Genomic DNA, 18,924 nt, shown 5'->3' on the forward strand with positions numbered 1-18,924 from the left:
CTACTCGGTCGTATCGACGTCCTCTTTCGCCGTCAGCATTCCCGAAAGCGTGCGCAGCGCCAGATCGAGCTGTTCGGTAGAGGGCGCGCCGAGCGCCAGGCGGACGGCGTTGGGGGCGTGGCCGGGGCTCACGGCGAAGGTGGTCGAAGGGGTCAGCGCGATGTCGCGCCGGGCCGCGGCCGCGACGAATGTCTGCGAGCGCCAATGCTGGGGCAATGTCAGCCAGAGATGGTAGGATTTGATGTTCGCCTGAACCTCGAAGCCGGCGAGGTATTTGGCGGCCATCTGCTGGCGCCGCGCCGCATCGATCCGTTTCAGGCGTGACAGTTCGGCCACCGTGCCATCCGCCATCAGCCGTTGTCCGGCTGCAAATGCAAATCCGGAAGCCGTCCATCCGCCCGAGCGAACCGCGGCCATGATGCGTTCGCGCAGGCGCGGCGGCGAAACGATGAAGCCGAGCGCAAGGCCGGGCGCCACCTTCTTCGACAGGCTGTCGAGGGTGATGCAGCTATCCGGCGCGAGCGCGGCCATCGGCGTTTCTTCATCGAGGAAGCCATAGACCGTGTCCTCGATGATTGTGAGGCCGAGCTTCTCGACGACGCGCAGCAGATCGGCCCGGCGCGCCGGCGGCATGGTCATGCCGAGCGGATTTTGTATAGTCGGCTGAACGTACAGCGCGGACAAATGCGCTTCGCGGTGCGCCTTCGCCACCGCGTCCGGGCGAACGCCGTGCTCGTCCATCGCAAGCGGCACCAGCGTGACGCCGAGCCTGGCGGCGATGTCCTTGATGAAGGGATAGGTCAGCGCCTCGACGCCGCAGCGGCCGCCGTTCGGTACCATCGCTGCAAGGGCGGCGGCAATGCATTGCCTGCCGTTCGCGGTGAACACGAGTTGATCGGCGGCCGGGGTCCAGTCCTCGCGGGAGAGAAACTCGGCGGAAATGGTCCGTGCCGCCTGTGTGCCCGTCGTGGTCGAGTGCCGCAGCGCGAGATCGAGCACTTCGGGGCGCTCCAGCCCGGCAAGGCTTCTTGCGATCATCACCGATTGCGTCGGCAGGATCGGATAGTTCACTTCGAGATCGATGCGCGCGCCGCGCGGCTCAGTCGGCACGGCGATACCGCGGCGCGTCTCGCCCGAAACGAAGGTGCCGCGTCCGACTTCGCCGACCACGAGGCCGCGGCGCAACAGCTCGGTGTAGACGCGGCTCGCGGTGGAGACGGCGATCTTGCGCTCATAGGCAAAGCTGCGCTGCGGCGGCAGGCGGTCGCCCGGTTTGAGCCCGCCATTGGCGATCTCGGCGGCGACGGTATCGGCAAGCTTCAGGTACTCGAACTTTGACATTATTGCACCGAGATCAATGTTTTCCTTGCACCGAGTAGTGTATCGGATCATTTTGGAACCATCAAGCCAGAGATTGCACTGAGAGGGGTGCAAACAATCGGTCCATCAAGGTGCAGGCGCTCTCGCAAGCGTTTGCGCCGGCGGCAGCGGCTTGCCGCGTGAAAGCAAGGAGAAGTGCGATGACCACGATCTATTCGACAGCAGGCCAACCTGCGCCCCGGAGCTCGGTGAGCGGATTTTTCCGCCTGCTCGGAAGCTGGGTAAACGGCATCGTCACCTATTTTGCGCGCCGCCAGGCCATCCAAACCCTGAGCGAACTGGACGATCGTGCTCTCCGCGATATCGGCATCGAACGCAGCCGGATTGAATCGGCCGTGCGCGGCAACGTCGATCCGGATTTCGGAAGGATCATGTAAGGCGTCTGACCTGATCGCTCTGCACAGCAACCGGCCCGGTCCATCGACCGGGCCGAAATGTTTGCGCGGATCGCGTACCGCGCCACGCGCGATCGTGCAGCGTGGCTAAAATATCCCACCACCCAGAATAGAATGCCGCCTCCTAGGTTCGCAGGACGCAGATTTCGTGCGCGATCGGTACCCCAACGATCAGCACGGTATCGAGCGAAAACTGGAGATGGGAATGTCGGGCGGAAGTTATTTGATACGGCGACACGCAATCGCGCTGGTGCCGCTGATCGCATCGGTCGGGCAGGCGCAGGCTGCATGCGACCCACCAGCGCCGGTCAACAACACGACCGTCACCTGTACCGGCACAACGATCAATGCCAACGGTACCACCGGCTACGGCACCAATAACGATAACGGCAACACCTATAACATCGTTGCCGGCGCCTCGGTGACGGGAGCGGATGCTGGTCTGCGCTTCCGTGACCTCGGGACCGTCAACAATTCCGGAACCATTGCAAGCACGGGTGCTACCGGCGGCATCTCTGTCCAGATCAACGGCACCGTGAACAATTCCGGTGTCATTTTGGCAACGGGTACAGGCAGCGACGGCATTTTCATCCAGTTTACCGGGTTCGTCACCAATTCCGGGAGCATCTCAGGGGTGGGGCAGGGCGTCTCTCTCGGGAACGGCGAAGTGACGAACACAAGCGCCAGCACCATCCTGGGAGGGATAAACGGGGTTCATTTTGTCGACGATGCCAAAGTGTCCAATGCAGGCACTATCTCGGGTGGCACAGTTGGGATCGAAAGCCTCAAGGCGTTGAATGTCACGAACTCCGGCGCCATTTTCGGGCAGGCCGCCGATGGATTTGGCATTTTATCAGCCACCGAAGCCAATGTGACCAATGCCCTCACTGGCACCATCTCGGGTGGGCAGTTCGGCATTTCCGCCCGTGTCGCCAGTGTAGATAACGCGGGCACTATCGAGGCCACGGCTGTAGACGGCACCGGCATTCGGGGAGGCGACGTCGCCAACGTTGCGAATTCCGGCACCATCTCGGGCGGGAACAGCGGCATCACCGCCTTCACGCGCGCGACCGTGCAAAACGGCGGTATCATCTCCGGCGGTGTGTTTGGCGTCGCCGCCGGAAACGGCGGTAATGGCAGGATCGACGTCACCAATTCCGGTAGCATCGTCTCGCGTGACATCGCGCTCTCGGCCAGCGTCGTCAACCTCACTAATTCCGGCAATATCTCCGGCAGCAATAGAGCGATCAGCGCGAACAATATCGATCTCGTCAACTCGGGCGCCATGTCTGGCGGCGAATCGGCTGTTTTCGGCGACAACGTCAAGGGCATCAATTCCGGCTCGATTGCGGGAGGCAGGTTCGGTGTGGCGGCACACATTGCGACCATCACCAATTCCGGCAGCATTTCGGGAGCGCTTAGCGGCATCCTTGTCGACCGGGGCACGATAGCCAATTCCGGCACGGTGTCGGGCGACGTTGGCATCCTTTCCTTTGGCAGCGGCAGCACCATCGACAATTCCGGTACCATCGTCGGCACTGGCGGTACCGCGATCAAGCTGACCCCCGCCGCCGACACGCTGACATTGCGGACCGGTTCGCGCATCATCGGCGTGGTCGACATGGGTTTTGGCGACGACATCGTCAATGTTGCGATCAGCGCGCCCAAAACCCGGGTGTCGTCACTGACGTCAGTGGCGCTTCCAACTTTCATAAATTTCACGGGTGTCCTCAACACCAGCTTCTCCACCGGCAACAACAATCCGGCGGTCTCGGCCGGGGCGACGCTCGCTACCCTCGATCCGACCGCGCTGGCGTTGGCCGACCGCGCACTGATGGATTTCACCGGCGGCGTGTCGTCGCTGGTGCAGGGCCGGCTGAACGGTGCGCCGCCGTCGGCGAACGGATCGATGATGGCGATGGCCTATGCGCCCGACAGCGGCCATGCCGGAGGCTTCTTCAAGGCTCCCAGCGTTTCCGGCTGGAGCAATGCTGCGCCGATCACGGTGTGGGCCAACAGTTTCGGCGGTCAGCGCACCCAGGACGAGACAGCGGCCACCTTGCGCGCCACCAACACCGCCTGGAGCAGCGCCATGGGCATTGACCGCAAGATCCGGCCGGACTGGCTGGTCGGAGCCTTCATCGGCGGCGGCTCGGGGCGGCTGTCGGTCGATCTCGGCTCGCAGCGTGTCGATACCGATTATTTGTTCGCCGGCGCCTACAGCCGCTTCGAATGGGCCTCGCACTTCTTCGATTTCACCGTGCAGGGCGGCAGTTCCTCCAACAAGTCGGAGCGGCTGGTGCTGAACAATGGTGCTGCGGAGACGGCGAAGGCGCAATACGACGGCTGGTTCATCAGTCCGGAACTGGCGTATGGCACTCGCTTTCAGATCGGCAACGGCTATGTGCTGACGCCGACGGCACGCGTGCGTTATGTCGCGGGCTTCTTCGATGGTTACTCCGAGGCAGGCTCGGCCCAGGGGCTGACGGTCGGCAGCCGCACGCTGCAGAATTTCGAGGAGCGCGGCCAGCTTGAAGTGTCAAAGACGACGGCCTTCTTCGGCGGCGACCACACCCTGAAGACCAGCGTGCATGGCGGCGTGATCGCGCAGCAGCGCGTCGGCGATGCCACCGTCAACACGGTGCTGATCGGGCAGGGGCTTTCGTTCGCGACTCCCGGCAAAGGCAGCACGGTGGGCGCCGTGTTCGGCGCCGGCTTCGACTACCACACTGCCAGGAACGTCGCGCTGTTCGGCGCGGTGGAAGGCATTGCGATGTCCGACCAGAGCCGCATCGGGACCGCCAGGGGTGGCATTCGCGTCGCCTTCTGACGGGGCGCAGGACACCTCGCACCGGCAAGGCGCGATCTTGATGATGCGCCGCGGCACAGCGACCGGCCTTGTGCCCGAACAGCCATCCTCCAATTGGAGGATGGCTGTTATTCCCTGCGACCGCCTCAACATAATTTGAGGAGACGATATGCCCGGATCATCGCAAGAACGCGAAGGCGTATCATGGAGCGCCTGCGCCTGGAGACGTTTCGGAATGAATACAGTGTCACATCTGCGATCGATCTCTCGCGGCGCTTTCGATCATCAGCAACAGCTCAGCGACCTGATTGGCATCATATACGATGCCGCCATCGAGCCGTCGCTTTGGCAGCGCACCCTCGAAACGATCGCCTTGTTTGTCGGCGGCTCCGGCGCCGGACTCTTCTGCAAGGACGTCGGCGTGCCGCACGCCGTGATTCCGCACAGCGTTGGCTTTGAGCGGCCGTTGCCCGTTGCGCTCTTTCGACAGATCTATTCGGCCGCAGAAGGGCACTTTCTCGGCGACCTCGAAGTGCCGATTGCGACCACCGACCTGATGCCTTTCGCAGCCTATGCCCAGACCGATTTCTATCGCCAATGGGCCGAACCTCAGGGCCTGATTGATTTCCTGAGCGTCGTCCTCGACAGGACGGTAATCAGCTCAGCCATCTTCGGAGTGTTCCGCCACAAGCGAAACGGCATGGTCGATGATCAGGCACGCCGGCAAATGAGGCTGATCGCTCCGCATGTCAGGCGCGCCGTGCTGATTGGCAGAATGTTCGAGTTCAAGGCGGCGGAAGTCGCAACCTTCGTCGATGCGCTCGATGGGCTTGGTGCCGGCATGTATCTCGTTGACGGGACCGGGCGTCTAATTCACGCCAATGTCGCGGGCAATGCCATCCTTGGCGCAAGCGATATCCTGAGTTCGGTGAGCGGACAGCTGGTCGCCGGCGACGCGCAGGTCGACCGGGCGTTGCGAGAGGTCTTTGCGGCCGCAGGGCAGGGCGACGCAGCTCTCGGCGTCAAGGGGATCGCCGTACCTCTGATCGGAAGGGATGGTGAACGCTACGTCGCCCATGCGTTGCCATTGACGTCGGGAGCGCGGCGGCGCGCCGGAGTTGTCTACACCGCGGCTGCCGCCTTGTTCGTGCGCAAAGCGGCTCTGGCGGTGTCTTCCGCGCCTGAAGCCATCGGCAGCGCCTTCAAGCTGACGCCCACCGAGCTTCGCGTATTGATGGCGATTGTCGAGGTGGGCGGCGTTCCGGAAGTCGCCGCCGCGTTCGGCATCGCCGAGACGACGGTCAGGACGCATGTCACCCGCCTGTTCGAAAAGACGGGTACGTCGCGGCAGGCCGATCTCGTCAAGCTCGTTGCGGGATATGCGACGCCGCTAGCGGACTGAGCGCGACGGGGCGCAGCCGCTTTTGTCCACGCCGGACGCTGACGATCCAACGCCTCCTCCGGCATTCCTAGGACGACACACCACAGACAATTGTTCAGGATGGCAGACGTCCGGCCTGAGAGCCGTGGCAGCGTAGGCCATCAGACATCCGGTGCTCCTGCGTTTTGACCTGCAAGCACGGGACACGCATGGCATGAGCATTGAAGTCGTTCCGAGCAAGGCGCCTGCAACAAAGCCCGGGCCGCGAACGGCAATGACTTGCAGAGCGGTAATTTGTGCGTTCGCCGCCACAGGAATCCTGTCGACCAACATTTTTCTACCCTCGCTGCCGGCGATCGCGGCCGATCTGCGCGTATCCAGCGCGGCCGTCACCTCGACCATCACCATTTTTCTGGCGGTTTTTGCCTTGGGACAATTGATTGTCGGCCCGTTGTCGGACCGGTTCGGGCGGCAAATGCCAATCCTGATCGGGCTCTGCATTTTTGTGCTGGGGACGATGTGGTGCGCATTTGCGGGCGATCTGCTGGGCTTGCTAATCGGCCGGGCGATACAAGCTTCCGGCGCGTGTACGATGGCCGTTCTCTCGCGCGCCATCGCCCGGGATCTGTTCGACGGCCAGGCGCTGGCAAAGACAATGGCGTCGATCACGATCGCAACTGCGGCGGCACCGGGATTCTCGCCGCTCGTCGGCAGCGCGCTTGATCGTCTTTTCGGTTGGCGCGCGGAATTTGCTTTTGTGGCGATTGTCGCCATCTGCGCCGGAGCGGCGTATGCGATGTTCATCGGCGAGACCAAAGCGGCCTCCGACAGTTCCCTGCATCCGCTCAAAATTGCCGGTTCCTACCTCGGCCTGATCCGAGACGCGCGGTTTGCTGCGCCTGCCAGAACCGCAAGCCTTCTGATGGCCGGCGTGTTCGCCGTTTTCTCCGGCGCGTCGCGCGTGCTTCTCGAAGGCTTTGGACTGTCGCCGATCACGCTCGGCCTGCTGTTTGCCGCAATTGTCTTCCTGATATTCGGGGCCGGCATGCTGGCGCCAAGGTTGTCGGCACGGTTCGGGCCCTCACATGCGACGCTGCTTGGCCTGGGATCGGCCGTCGTCGGCGCTGTCGCGCTGCTTGTCACGGTGCTGGTCGCGAAGCACTCGCTGGTGCCGTTTCTTGTCGCCGCTTCGATCTTCCTGTTCGGGGTCGGAATCGCGAGTCCGCTTTCGAGTGCGGCCGCGCTATCGCCATTCGGCGACAAGGCCGGTGCCGCGGCGGCCCTGTTCGGATTCTCGCAAATGGCCGGGGCGGCATGCGGCGCGTCGCTCGCGGCCATCCTCTCCAGCGATCCGGCCACCGGGCTTGGAACCGTGCTGGCGCTGACGGCTTTTCCCGCCCTGGTCCTGCATGGGTGGAAGGGGCGGCCGGAGTAATCGGCCGTCGATTTTCACGGCCACCGCACCCATGCGTGGCTCCGCTCCATCCTCTTTCTCAGGACGAAGTGCGCGAAATCCTATGATCCTACGACGCGGCGCAGGCATCGCCGTGACATGGTTGCGCAAAGGCTTCGCGGCCGGTCGAGGAACATCAGATGCATTCCGTCAATAAATTGCGGGTCACCGGCGCACACCGACCCAATCCTTGGTCAACCGAAAGCCATCCACGACCGGCGCTGGGCGTCCGAATCTGGACATGGTTGCTGGCCGCCTTGCACGAGTCGAGGCAGCAGGAAGCTGCGCGAGTGATCCGCCGGCATCGGGATCTCATTCAGAATTTTCAAGCTATCGAACTTCCCGGCCGTGGGACGGATCCAAGAACCCATGCATGACCGGCGAATCAGGCTGCGCGGCAGGATTGAGCAAATTTTCATCGCAGCCTTGATTGTCGGCTTCGCATTGACGCTTGAGTTTGCCTTGAACGAGCTCGACGCCGCAGTGAAGGACGCCTGCTCGAGTCTGGCCACGATCGCCACGATCGGAAATTAGAGCGTTTTCCAGCGAAGTGGAAACCGGTTCGCGTTAAGAAAACGCGTCAAAACAAAAATCTAGAGCCCCGTTCCGATTCTATCGGAACGGAAAAGGCTCTAGAGCAGGATGAGATCAGGCCGGGCCGTGACGACGGACCATCTCGAGCCCCGGACGCAGGCGGCGTGAGCGCTGCGAGCCGGGGCCCATTGTACTTTGCATGGGGTTGTTTTGCGTTTTTTGTCTGGGCGCGCTGTTGGCAGCCTAATGCCGCACCACCAGCACCGAGCACCTGGCGTAGCGCACGACGTGGCCGGCGTTGGAGCCGAGGAAATAGGTCCGCATCGCAGGCCGGTGCGAGGTCATCACGATCAGATCGGCTTTGATCGCCGCCGCCTCTTCGAGGATTTCGTGGTAGATGCCGCCCTGCCGCACTGCGGTAGAGATGCGCGACGCCTCGATGCCGGATTCCTTCGCCACGATGGCGAGCGCTTCCTCCGAGGTCGCGCGCTGCTGGGCGTCGAAATCGGCCGGTACATATTCGGCCAACATCACCGGCGTCATCGGCAATACGTTGAGCAGCCGCACCGAGCCGTTCCAGGTCTGCGACAGCGTCGCGGCGGTTGCGATGGCGGGCTTGGCCAGATCGGTATCGGCCAGGTCGATCGGAACGAGAATCGACTTGAACATCTGCGCCTCCTGGTTTGCGCCCGTTCGGTCCTGACTTATCAGGATCGGACTCCAGCCATTTGTTTTGACGTGTTTTCTTTTACGCGAACTTGTTCTTAATTCGCTCGAAAACCGTGTCGTGAACAGCTTAGCATGGCGGGGCAGGGATGTCCGCCTGCCTCAATCGTCCAGCGCCTGCTTCAGCAATTTCGGGCTGGTGAAGCGCACGAGTTTGCCGCGGCGGAACGCCACTTCGCTCCAGTCGCCGACCGCAAAATCCAGGATGGCAAGGCCAGCGGTTGGCAGATTGTGTTCGAGTGATTTCTTCGCCGCCGCGTCGCCGCTGCCGGCGAGCATCAGCGCCAACTCATGCATGCCGGGATTGTGGCCGATCAGCATCAAGCGCGCCGGATCGGTGACTTCGGCCATGCGGATGATCCGCAGCAGCTGCGCCGGCTCGGCGCCGTAGAGTTCGTCGAGCAGTTCGACCTGTGGCTGCGGAAGCCGTTCCCGCACTGCATCGTTCATCGCATCGCGCGCGATCTCCCAGGTTTGCCGCGCCCGCACCGCGGTCGAAACCAGGACGGCGTCGGGGAGCGGCGGATGCCGGCCGATCCAGGTTCCGATGGCGGCGGCATCCAGCCGGCCGCGCTCGTCGAGACGGCGGTCCTGGTCATGGCCCGAAGGCGCGTCGTGTTCGGTCTTGGCGTGACGCAGCAGCATCAAACGGCGCATGATCGCGATCTCGATTCGGTCTTAGTCTGGACTAATCTACAAGCTCATGTCCGCGACAAGGTGACAAGCGCAGCAGCGGTCCGTAAGAAACGCCATGCCCGAGACTTTCACAAGTGTGACCAACGGCCCCGAGGACGACGCGCCTTTTCGCTCGCGTCTGTCATTCGACCTGGATGTTGACATTTGCGTGGTGGGAGCCGGCCTTGCCGGCCTTACCGTGGCGCTGGAGGCCGCGCGCCTCGGCGCCAGCGTGGCCGTGCTCGAAGGCCGGCATGTCGGCTGGAACGCGTCCGGCCATCAGCTCGGCACGGTCATGCCGGGCTACAGCCTTCCGATCGGCGACCTGATCGAGCGCGTCGGCCTCGATGACGCGCGCGAGCTGTGGGCGATGTCGAAGGAGGGCGCCGAGTACGTTCGTGCCGCCGCCACCGAGGAGGCGATGCCGGGAATTGCACTGACCGAGGGCGCGCTGGAGGTCTCCACCGTCGACGCCGGCGAAACGCTGATCAGCCGGCTGCAGACGCTGAGCGAGGATTTCGAGACCGAGGTCGAGGGATGGCAGGTCGATCGCGTCCGCGATCAGCTCGGGACCGCACGCTATTTCCACGGCGTCTATTATCCGCGCGCGTTCCAGATCGACGGCCGCAAATACATCCACGGTCTTGCCGCGCAGGCGAGGCGGGCGGGCGCGCGCATCTTCGAGGACACGCCGGTCGTCAGCATCGATTCGTCAGGGATTCGCAAACGCATCGTGACGCCGTCGGCGCGGCTGCGCGCATCGCACATCGTGCTGGCCGGCAACGTTCATCTCGGCGCCCCGTTGCGCCGCCTGTCGGAGACGCTGCTGCCGGTCTGGCGCTATGCCGCGGTCACGGAGCCGCTCGGCGAGCGGTTGGGCGAGGTGATCGCCTTCAAGGGGTCGGTGGCCGACAGTGACGGCATCGATCATTTCCGCATCGTCGACGGCGACCGGCTGATGTGGGCGAGCCCGGAAACCACCTGGGAGGCGCGGCCGCGCCGCTTTGGACCCGTTATTCAGCGCCGCATTGCCACCATCTTCCCCCAACTCGGCAAGGTCGCGATATCAGACGTGTTCGGCGGCGCGGTCGGGGTGACCGTGCACGGCATGCCGCAGATCGGCCAGCTGCGCAAAGGGCTGTGGGTCGCCAGCGGCTTCGGCCGCCATGGGCTGAACACCTCGGCGATGGCGGGGCAGGTCATCGCGCGCAGCATCCTGTGGGGCGAGGAACGCTGGAAACTGTTCTCGCCGTTCGAACTGGTCTGGGCGGGCGGCGCCACCGGCCGCGCCGCCGGCCATCTGATCGGCCTGTGGGGGCGGGGCCATTCCGCCGCGGCGGGCGCGCTGGCCCGTTACCGCGAAGGCGCCCGCGCCCGGGAACGCGTGCGCGAGGCGCGATTGGCGGAGGCCAACCGGCAGGCCGGAACCAGGCCGCCGCGCGGTCCGCCGGCTGCGCCGCGCCCGGTGCGTCCGCAGCCTCCGCGACCGCTAGCGGCGCAGGACGGCGGGATATCAGCGGCTTCCTCGCAGGAAAGTGAGAAATTCCGGGACGGTTCCGTGTAACGTCGGCGCCTGTGGGCCGTACTTGATGGCGAACCGTTACGCCCGCCTCGCACGGAGATTTCCATGATCGAACGCCGTATCCTGCTCGCATCCCTGGCCGGCCTGTTTGGCCTCGCCGCTTTCCGCTGGCTGCGCATCACGCCGGCGCAAGCCGCCGAGAAATTCGAGGTGGAAAAGACCGACGCCGAATGGCGCGCACAGCTCACGCCGCAGCAGTATGAAATCCTGCGCAAGCACGGCACCGAGCGGCCGGGTTCGAGCCCGCTCCTGAAGGAAAAACGCAAGGGCATCTTTGCCTGCGCCGGTTGTGATCTGCCGCTGTTCTCCTCGGACACCAAATACGATAGCGGCACCGGCTGGCCGAGCTTCTGGAAGCCGCTCGACAATGCCCTTGGCGAAACCAAGGACACGACGTTCGGGATGACGCGCACGGAAGTCCACTGCCGCCGCTGCGGCGGACACATGGGTCATGTCTTCGACGACGGACCGAAGCCGACCGGTTTGCGCTATTGCATCGACGGGTTTGGGCTGGTGTTTCACCCGGCCGGTCCCTCGGCTTCGTAACAGGCGCTGCCCGGCAATTGTTGCCCGCCCGGCAAATGTGCCCCGGTCTTCGGACTGGGGCTTTTTATTTAAGCCATTGATTTATAATGATTTTGTAGTTTGGCACAACGCTTGCGACATCTTCTCCCGACGCGGCCTGGGTTCTTTTGACACCGGCGAGCCGCCCGGATCGAATTTGGAGAAAATGTCATGGGTATCTTCGGCGCTCTTACGACCTCGGTTGCGGGGCTGCGCGCGCAGTCCTATGCGCTGGAAAACATCTCCGGCAACATCGCCAACTCGCAGACCACCGCCTTCAAGCGGATCGACACCAGCTTCCTCGATCTGATCCCGGACACCGGCGTCAACAATCAGCTCGCCGGCAGCGTCACCACCGCATCGCGTGAGACCAACACCGTGCAGGGCGACGTGCAGGCCGCGTCGGTCTCCACCTACATGGCGATCAACGGCAACGGCTTCTTCGTGGTGCAGAAGCCCGGCAGCTTCAGCGACAACCAGCCGATATTTTCGGGCGTCGACAATTACACCCGCCGCGGCGACTTTGCGCTCGACAAGAACGGCTACCTGGTCAACGGCGCGGGCTATTATGTCGAAGGCGTTCCGATCGATCCGGCGACCGGCAACATGACCGGCAGCGTGCCGCAGGTGCTGAAATTCGCCAACGACTTCCTGCCGGCGGTGCCGACATCGGTGGTGAGCTATCGCGCCAACCTGGCGAGCTATCCGCTGACCACCAAGCACGACAATTCGATTCCGGGGTCGGAGTTGCTGCAGCCGGCGGATTTCGCGTCCGGCAATCCGCGTTCGCTCGGCACGCCTGCCACGCCTTATGGCGACGCCACGATCGTGGGCGCCGCCAAGAACAACAAGCTGACGACGCCGACACCCATCTCGACATCAACCCTGTTGGCCGGAGGCACCAATACGAATTCGCTCACCACGAACTTCGTCGCCGGCAATACCATCACCGTGAACTCAACAACCATCCAGTTCTACGACTCGGGCGCCGGCGGCACCCCAGGCGCGCCGCCGAATCTTTATCTCGATCTTGCGACAGCCACCGTCGGCAACCTGCTCTCGACCATCGACGGCATCACTGGTGCGTCATCGACGACGCCGCCAACGCCGTCCACGATCAACAGCAGCGGTGCGATCACGCTGCATAGCGGCATTGCCGCCAACCTCACGATCACTACCACCAATACTACTGCATTTGGGGCCCTCGGCCTGACGGCGCCCGTGAATGTGCCGCGCACCGGCGGCGGCACTGCCGGCACCGGACAGGTGCTCGGCAGCGATCTCCAGGCCTTCATCAACGAATCCGTCAGCGGCGGAGCGGTGACGGCCTACGACATCTCCGGCTCGCCGGTCAGCCTGCAACTGCGCTGGGCCAAGGTCGACAGTTCGTCGCTGGGCGCCGGCCACACCGACACCTGGAACATGTTCTACCAAGTCAACTCCAGCGCCACCGGCACCGACCTCGCCTGGCAGAACGTCAATACCGACTTCACCTTCTCGCCGAACGGCCAGATGACGCCGGCGATCGCCGGCATCACCCTGACCGCGCCGACCATCGGCGGCGTGCCGCTCGGCAATATCTCGATCAACTTCGGAGCCGGCGGCGTCACCCAGTTCGCCGATGCCAACGGCAACGTGAAGGTCAACCAGATCCAGCAGGACGGCTTTCCGGCCGGATCGCTGCAGACCGTGTCGATCGGCCAGAACGGCCGGGTGGTCGGCAACTATTCCAACGGCCGCAACATCGACCTTGCGCAGATCTCGGTCGCAACCTTCAACGGCACCAATTTCCTCAAACGCATCGACGGCGGCGCGTTCGAGGCGACGGACCAGTCCGGCCAGGCGCTGTACGGCAGCGGCGGGACGATCGTCGGCTCGTCGCTGGAAAACTCCAACACCGACATCGCCGACGAGTTCACCAAGCTGATCGTCACCCAGCAGGCCTATTCGGCCAACACGAAGGTGATCACCACATCCAACTCCATGGTTCAGGATCTGCTGAACGTGCTGCGATAGGTCGCGCACATGGACGGTCTGATCCGGCAGGCAATTGAAACGAGCAGTTTGTCATGAGTCTCAGTCAAGCCCTCTCAATTGCCATGTCGGGATTGCGCGCCAACCAGCTCGCGCTGTCGCTGACCTCGTCGAACGTCGCCAATTCCGACACGCCGGGCTACATCCGCAAGACCGTCAACCAGATCCAGACGTCCTCCGGTTCGATCGGCGCCGGCGTCAGCGTCACCGGCGTCAATCGCGAACTCGACCTGTATCTGCAGCAGCAGATCCGCACCGAGCAGTCCGGCGCGTCGTACGCCGACCTGCGCTCCTCGATCCTGAGTAGCCTGCAGTCGATCTATGGCACCCCCGGCGGCACCGGAACGCTGGAAACCGCGTTCAACAAACTGGTCACCGCGGTGCAGGGGCTATCGACCAGCTCGGACAGCCAGTCGGCACGGATCGGCGTGCTCAATGCCGCGCAGTCGCTGTCGCAGCAGCTCAACAGCATGTCGGGCGGCATCCAGTCGCTGCGCAGCCAGGCGGAATCCGGGCTCAATTCGGCGGTCAACACCGCCAATACGGCGATGCAGCAGATCGTCAATCTCAACGGCCAGCTTGCTAGCGGCGACACCACCGATGCTGCGGCCGCAGCCCTGAGGGACCAGCGCGACCAGTATGTCGATCAGTTGTCGCAACTGATGGACATTCGCGTCATCGACAACGGCAACAATCAAATCCAGGTCTTCACTAATTCCGGCGTGCAACTGGTCGGTGCCGAGGCCTCGACGCTGTCGTTCAATCCGCAAGGCACGGTGACACCGAACACCCAATGGGACGCCGATCCGACCAAGAGCAACCTCGGCACCCTCACGCTCCACTTCCCGAACGGTGGTTCGCTCAACCTGATTCAGACCAATTCGATCCGTTCCGGCACCATCGCCGGCTATCTCGAGCTGCGCGATAAAACGCTGGTGCAGGCGCAAACCCAGCTTGACCAGTTTGCCGCCAACATGTCGAGCCTGCTGTCCGACAAGACCACGGCGGGAACTGCGGTGAGTTCGGGGGCGTCGAACGGCTTCGATCTCGATCTGTCCGGTCTGCAGAACGGCAATGTAATCCATCTCACCTATACGGATACCAGCAACGTCCAGCATCAGCTGTCGCTGGTGCGGGTCAACGATCCGTCGGTGCTGCCCTTGTCCAACAACGCCACCACCGATCCCAACGATCAGGTGATCGGTATCGATTTCTCCGCCGGCATGGCTTCGGTGACAAGCCAGCTCAACGCGGCGCTCGGCTCAGCCGGCCTGCAGTTCTCCAACACCGGCTCGACGCTGCGGGTGCTCGACAACGGCTTCGGAACCGCGACCGTGAATGCCGCCTCCGTGACGTCGACCACATCGTCGCTGCTGGGCGGCAGCGGCGAGGTGCCGTTGTTTACCGACGGCAACAGCCTTTATACCGGCGCGATCACCGCGGCAGGCCAGCAGTCGGTGGGGCTCGCGGCGCGCATCCGGGTGAACAGCCAGATCGTCGGTGATCCGGCGAAGCTGGTGCAGTACAACGCGACGACGCCGTCCGGCGACACCACGCGACCGGATTTCCTTTACCAGCAGCTCACCGCCGGCAAGTCGCTGTATTCGCCGTCGACCGGCTTCGGTACCTCGACGTTACCGTTCCAGGCGACGCTATCGAATTTTTCGCAGCAGATCGCCAGCGCCCAGGGCCAGGCGGCGGACACCGCCAAGCAGATCGCCGACGGTCAGGACGTGGTGCTGAGCACGCTGCAGGAGAAGTTCAATAGCGAGTCCGGCGTCAACATCGACGAAGAGATGGCGCATTTGCTGTCGCTGCAGAATGCATATGCGGCGAACGCGCGGGTGATGTCGACCGTCAAGCAGATGTTCGACGCGTTGTTGCAGGTCTAGCGTTATGCGTTTGGCGCGACGGTTTTGGAGTAGGTCATCATGACGGTTAGCGGTGTAGGCACCAAGACATCGATTCTGGCATCGCGAATCCTGGACTTGCAAAGCCAGTTCGACAGTCTGCAGACCCAGCTTGCCACCGGCAAGAAATCGAACACCTATGCCGGCATGGGCGTCAACCGCGGCTTTGCCGTCGCGCTGCGCGCGCAGATCAGCAGCATCGACGCGTTCTCGGATACGATGACCAACGTCACCACGCGCATCAACGTCGCCAACGCGGCACTGACGCGGATTATCGCGATCGGAACCACGGTGCAGGGCGCGGCGGTGACGTCCTCGACGCAGATCACCAGCAACGGCCAGACCATTGCCCAGGGCACCGCGCGCAGTTCGCTCGACGAGATGCTGAGCCTGCTGAACAGCCAGTCGGGCGATCGCTATCTGTTTTCCGGACGCGCCACCGACACGCCGGCGACGGCGGCGACCGACGACGTTCTCAACGGCGTCGGCGCGCAGGCGGGCCTGAAGCAGCTGATCGCGGAACGCAAGCAGGCCGATGTCGGCTCCGGCACCGGCCGGCTGACACAGGCAACGCCGACGGCGACGTCGATTTCATTGACCGAGGACACAGGTCCGTTCGGCCTGAAGCTCGCCTCGATCACCTCGTCGGCCGCAAGCGTCACGACCACCGGGCCGACTGGCTCGCCGGCCACCGGGTCGTTCGATCTCGGCGCGACCAACCTGAACACCGGCGACACTATCACGCTGGCGTTCAATCTACCGGACGGCACCTCGGAAAACGTGCAGTTGACCGCGACCACCACGACGCCGCCGCAGGCCGGGCAGTTCCTGATCGGCGCCAACTCGACCGCGACCGCCGCCAACATCAACGCCGCGTTGACCACCGCCGTCGGCAGCCTCGCCAACGGCGCCCTGGTCGCAGCGTCCGCGCTGAAGGCGTCCAGCGAATTCTTCAGCGGCAGCCCGGTGCCGCGCGTCGGCGGTCCGCCGTTCGCCACCGCGACGACGCAGGTGCCCGGCACGGCTGCGAATACGCTCTCCTGGTATACTGGTGAAACCGGCACCGATCCCGCGCGCGGCACCGCGGTGGCACGCGTCGACGGCAGCATCACCGTGCAATATGGCGCCCGCGCCAACGAGCAGGCGCTGACGGCGCAGTTGCAGACCATTGCCGCCATGGCCGCCATGACCACCACGACCGGCGACCCGAACGCCAGCGCCCAGATCGGCGCGCTCTACCAGCGGGTGGCGACAAAACTTTTGACGCAGACCGGCCAGCAGAGCGTGCAGGATATCGCGGCGGATTTCGCCGGCGCGCAGGCCGCGATGAAGTCGGCAGGCGATCGCCAGACCCAGACCAGGAACACCGCGGAGACCATGCTGCAATCGATCGAAGGCGTTACCGACGCGGAGGTCACGGCGAAACTCCTCGCCGTGCAGAACAGCCTCAACGCATCGTACCAGACGACGGCGATGCTGTATCAGACGACGCTGTTGAAATACATCTAAGGCGCGCTGCCCGGTTTGAATTTGTTCAAACTCTCAGCGTCGTCCCTGCGAACGCAGGGACCCATAGCACCGGCAGCAATTGTTTTGCGCGCTGGTCGTTGACTTGTCTTTTCCGACAATGATGGCTGCGGCGTATGGGTTCCTGCGTTCGCAGGAACGACGGGTGAGAGAGCGCTCGCCCGTCATCACCGGGCGGTGACCGGGCGATCCTGCAAGCTCTCAGCGTCGTCCCTGCGAACGCAGGGACCCATACCCACCGGCAGCAATTGTTTTGCGCGCTGGTCGTTGGCTTGTCTTTTCCGACAATGATGGCTGCGACGTATGGGTTCCTGCGTTCGCAGGAACGACGGGCAGGATTCACGTTCGCTTAAGACCTGGCCGGCAACTCGCCCGCCACATCGATTTGATCTCTCCCGCCGTCTTTACCCCTTTTTAACCATGATTTTGGAACCGGCGCGGTAGCCCCGTTTCTGCCAGTCCCAATTTATTTCTCGTTGATCATTTGCTTCCAGGGTGCCCCCCGGGTTCGGCCAAGAAGGCTGAGCTGTTGCGTACACCAGAAAGGTTGTTTCCATGTCTCTCTCCAACATCACCCTCTCGGCTTCGGTTCGCCAGAACCTGCTCTCGCTGCAGGGCACCGCCGATCTGCTCTCGACCACGCAGACCCGCCTCGCCACGGGCAAGAAGGTCAACAGCGCGCTCGACAACCCCACCAACTTCTTCACCGCCGCAGGTCTCGACGCCCGCGCCAGCGACATCGGCAACCTGCTCGACAGCATCGGCAACGGCGTGCAGGTGCTGCAGGCCGCCAACACCGGCATCACCTCGCTGTCAAAGCTGGTCGATACCGCCAAGTCGATCGCCAACCAGGCGCTGCAGCAGCCCGGCGGCTTCACGAAGGCTACCTTCACCGGCAACGCTCCGACGGCGGGCACTTTGGGTACTGCAGCCGATCTGACAGCCGCCGGCACGAACTCGTTTAACGCGCAGACCATTGTTTTCAAGACATCGGCGAATGCTTCGGACGACGTCACGATCACGCTCGGAGTGGCGGCCGGCCAGATCAATACGATCGATGCCTTGAATACGAAGCTTGTGGCTTCGGGCATTCAGTTGAGCGCCGGCATCGACGCGACCACGGGCAAGCTGACCTTCACCTCGACCAACGATTCCGCGTCGCAGACCATCACCAACGGTGCTGCTTATGTTGCGCCACCGGCTGGTTCTTCGAGTTCGGTGAATATTTCTGGCGGTGCAGCCGTCACCGGCGGAACAATCGTTGCGGCGGCTCCGGACGCCAACGTGCAGAACGCTCGTGCGGGTCTTGTGGCCCAGTACAACCAGATCATCGAGCAGATCAAAACCACGGCGCAGGACGCGTCCTTCAACGGCGTCAACCTGCTCAACGGCGACACGCTGAAGCTGGTGTTCAACGAAACCGGCAAGTCGACCTCGACGATCGCGGGCGTGACCTTCGATCCGAACGGTCTCGGCCTGGCCTCGGCCGTCGTGGGCACTGACTTCATCGACAACACCGCCACCAACAAGGTTCTGTCGGCGCTCAACACCGCCAGCACCACGCTGCGTTCGCAGGCTTCGGCCTTCGGCGCCAACCTCTCGATCGTGCAGATCCGTCAGGACTTCTCGAAAAACATCATCAACGTGCTGCAGACCGGGTCGTCCAACCTGACCCTGGCCGATTCCAACGAGGAAGCGGCCAACAGCCAGGCGCTGTCGACCCGCCAGTCGATCGCGGTCTCCGCGCTCGCGCTCGCCAACCAGTCGAACCAGAGCGTTCTTCAGCTCCTGCGCTGATTTCGGCGACGCATTCAACCTATCACGGCGGCGGGGCTTCGGCCCCGCCGTTTTTTTGTGTCCGGGGTCCGGCAGCCGCCGTCGCGACAAGAGGGGGATCAGATCGCCCGAAACAATGCCTGAAACGGGCGCGAGCGGCGTATCGGGTATTTTAACC

General features: G+C 63.4%; 15 protein-coding genes. 11 read left to right on the plus strand and 4 right to left on the minus strand.

All coding sequences use genetic code 11. From position 1 onward, the window contains the following. Window positions 1-1,341, minus strand: coding sequence for an aminotransferase-like domain-containing protein (locus tag V1286_RS08405; RefSeq protein WP_334478857.1), 1,341 nt, complete (start codon window positions 1,339-1,341; stop codon window positions 1-3). 179 nt (window positions 1,342-1,520) lie between these two features. Here V1286_RS08405 and V1286_RS08410 point away from each other — a divergent pair, with 179 nt between their 5' ends. The 5 genes from V1286_RS08410 (at window position 1,521) to V1286_RS08430 (ending at window position 7,952) form a co-directional block, all read left to right on the plus strand. Continuing rightward, window positions 1,521-1,757, plus strand: a complete 237-nt coding sequence (locus V1286_RS08410; RefSeq protein ID WP_334478859.1) for a DUF1127 domain-containing protein — start codon at window positions 1,521-1,523, stop codon at window positions 1,755-1,757. Window positions 1,758-1,980: 223 nt separating this feature from the next. Beyond that, entirely contained in the window at window positions 1,981-4,605 is a 2,625-nt protein-coding gene (locus V1286_RS08415) for an autotransporter outer membrane beta-barrel domain-containing protein (RefSeq protein ID WP_334478861.1), read from the plus strand. Between the two features lie 214 nt (window positions 4,606-4,819). Beyond that, the gene (locus V1286_RS08420; protein WP_334478863.1) at window positions 4,820-5,986 is read left to right on the plus strand and encodes a helix-turn-helix transcriptional regulator; all 1,167 of its coding nucleotides are present in this window, start codon (window positions 4,820-4,822) and stop codon (window positions 5,984-5,986) included. 253 nt (window positions 5,987-6,239) lie between these two features. Continuing rightward, window positions 6,240-7,400, plus strand: a complete 1,161-nt coding sequence (locus V1286_RS08425; RefSeq protein ID WP_334478864.1) for a Bcr/CflA family efflux MFS transporter — start codon at window positions 6,240-6,242, stop codon at window positions 7,398-7,400. Window positions 7,401-7,766: 366 nt separating this feature from the next. Further along, complete coding sequence (locus tag V1286_RS08430; RefSeq protein WP_334478866.1) at window positions 7,767-7,952, plus strand: hypothetical protein; 186 nt, start codon at window positions 7,767-7,769, stop codon at window positions 7,950-7,952. A gap of 243 nt (window positions 7,953-8,195) precedes the next feature. On the opposite strand, the gene V1286_RS08435 is transcribed toward V1286_RS08430, so the two are convergent. Together V1286_RS08435 and V1286_RS08440 are read right to left on the minus strand one after the other, a co-directional pair. Further along, complete coding sequence (locus V1286_RS08435) at window positions 8,196-8,621, minus strand: universal stress protein (protein WP_334478867.1); 426 nt, start codon at window positions 8,619-8,621, stop codon at window positions 8,196-8,198. A gap of 159 nt (window positions 8,622-8,780) precedes the next feature. Beyond that, window positions 8,781-9,335: a SixA phosphatase family protein gene (locus tag V1286_RS08440; protein ID WP_334478868.1), complete on the minus strand. Its 555-nt coding sequence runs from the start codon at window positions 9,333-9,335 to the stop codon at window positions 8,781-8,783. A gap of 94 nt (window positions 9,336-9,429) precedes the next feature. Between V1286_RS08440 and V1286_RS08445 the strand changes: the two genes are divergently transcribed. The 5 genes from V1286_RS08445 (at window position 9,430) to V1286_RS08465 (ending at window position 16,952) form a co-directional block, all read left to right on the plus strand. Beyond that, entirely contained in the window at window positions 9,430-10,917 is a 1,488-nt protein-coding gene (locus V1286_RS08445; RefSeq protein ID WP_334478869.1) for an NAD(P)/FAD-dependent oxidoreductase, read from the plus strand. A gap of 63 nt (window positions 10,918-10,980) precedes the next feature. Further along, on the plus strand, window positions 10,981-11,481 hold the full coding sequence (gene msrB / locus V1286_RS08450; protein WP_334478870.1) for a peptide-methionine (R)-S-oxide reductase MsrB: 501 nt from the start codon (window positions 10,981-10,983) through the stop codon (window positions 11,479-11,481). Between the two features lie 189 nt (window positions 11,482-11,670). Further along, entirely contained in the window at window positions 11,671-13,515 is a 1,845-nt protein-coding gene (locus V1286_RS08455; protein WP_334478871.1) for a flagellar hook-basal body complex protein, read from the plus strand. Window positions 13,516-13,568: 53 nt separating this feature from the next. Then, window positions 13,569-15,425 carry a flagellar hook-associated protein FlgK gene (flgK, locus tag V1286_RS08460; RefSeq protein ID WP_334478872.1) on the plus strand — a complete coding sequence of 619 codons (1,857 nt, stop codon included), beginning with the start codon at window positions 13,569-13,571 and terminating at the stop codon, window positions 15,423-15,425. Between the two features lie 39 nt (window positions 15,426-15,464). Continuing rightward, the gene (locus V1286_RS08465) at window positions 15,465-16,952 is read left to right on the plus strand and encodes a flagellin N-terminal helical domain-containing protein (RefSeq protein WP_334478875.1); all 1,488 of its coding nucleotides are present in this window, start codon (window positions 15,465-15,467) and stop codon (window positions 16,950-16,952) included. A gap of 422 nt (window positions 16,953-17,374) precedes the next feature. On the opposite strand, the gene V1286_RS08470 is transcribed toward V1286_RS08465, so the two are convergent. Beyond that, the gene (locus V1286_RS08470) at window positions 17,375-17,527 is read right to left on the minus strand and encodes a hypothetical protein (protein ID WP_334478877.1); all 153 of its coding nucleotides are present in this window, start codon (window positions 17,525-17,527) and stop codon (window positions 17,375-17,377) included. Here V1286_RS08470 and V1286_RS08475 point away from each other — a divergent pair. Then, window positions 17,526-18,767: a flagellin N-terminal helical domain-containing protein gene (locus tag V1286_RS08475; protein ID WP_334478878.1), complete on the plus strand. Its 1,242-nt coding sequence runs from the start codon at window positions 17,526-17,528 to the stop codon at window positions 18,765-18,767. The genes V1286_RS08470 and V1286_RS08475 overlap by 2 nt on opposite strands. Window positions 18,768-18,924: the final 157 nt, after the last annotated feature.

This window comes from Bradyrhizobium algeriense (assembly GCF_036924595.1).
Classification (GTDB): domain Bacteria; phylum Pseudomonadota; class Alphaproteobacteria; order Rhizobiales; family Xanthobacteraceae; genus Bradyrhizobium; species Bradyrhizobium algeriense.

Coding starts and splice junctions, on each gene's coding strand:
- V1286_RS08405 (WP_334478857.1), bottom strand. CDS start 1,341: ATGTCAAAGTTCGAGTACCTGAAGCTTGCCGATACCGTCGCCGCCGAG.
- V1286_RS08410 (WP_334478859.1), top strand. CDS start 1,521: ATGACCACGATCTATTCGACAGCAGGCCAACCTGCGCCCCGGAGCTCG.
- V1286_RS08415 (WP_334478861.1), top strand. CDS start 1,981: ATGTCGGGCGGAAGTTATTTGATACGGCGACACGCAATCGCGCTGGTG.
- V1286_RS08420 (WP_334478863.1), top strand. CDS start 4,820: ATGAATACAGTGTCACATCTGCGATCGATCTCTCGCGGCGCTTTCGAT.
- V1286_RS08425 (WP_334478864.1), top strand. CDS start 6,240: ATGACTTGCAGAGCGGTAATTTGTGCGTTCGCCGCCACAGGAATCCTG.
- V1286_RS08435 (WP_334478867.1), bottom strand. CDS start 8,621: ATGTTCAAGTCGATTCTCGTTCCGATCGACCTGGCCGATACCGATCTG.
- V1286_RS08440 (WP_334478868.1), bottom strand. CDS start 9,335: ATGCGCCGTTTGATGCTGCTGCGTCACGCCAAGACCGAACACGACGCG.
- V1286_RS08445 (WP_334478869.1), top strand. CDS start 9,430: ATGCCCGAGACTTTCACAAGTGTGACCAACGGCCCCGAGGACGACGCG.
- msrB (WP_334478870.1), top strand. CDS start 10,981: ATGATCGAACGCCGTATCCTGCTCGCATCCCTGGCCGGCCTGTTTGGC.
- V1286_RS08455 (WP_334478871.1), top strand. CDS start 11,671: ATGGGTATCTTCGGCGCTCTTACGACCTCGGTTGCGGGGCTGCGCGCG.
- flgK (WP_334478872.1), top strand. CDS start 13,569: ATGAGTCTCAGTCAAGCCCTCTCAATTGCCATGTCGGGATTGCGCGCC.
- V1286_RS08465 (WP_334478875.1), top strand. CDS start 15,465: ATGACGGTTAGCGGTGTAGGCACCAAGACATCGATTCTGGCATCGCGA.
- V1286_RS08475 (WP_334478878.1), top strand. CDS start 17,526: ATGTCTCTCTCCAACATCACCCTCTCGGCTTCGGTTCGCCAGAACCTG.
- V1286_RS08470 (WP_334478877.1), bottom strand. CDS start 17,527: ATGGAAACAACCTTTCTGGTGTACGCAACAGCTCAGCCTTCTTGGCCG.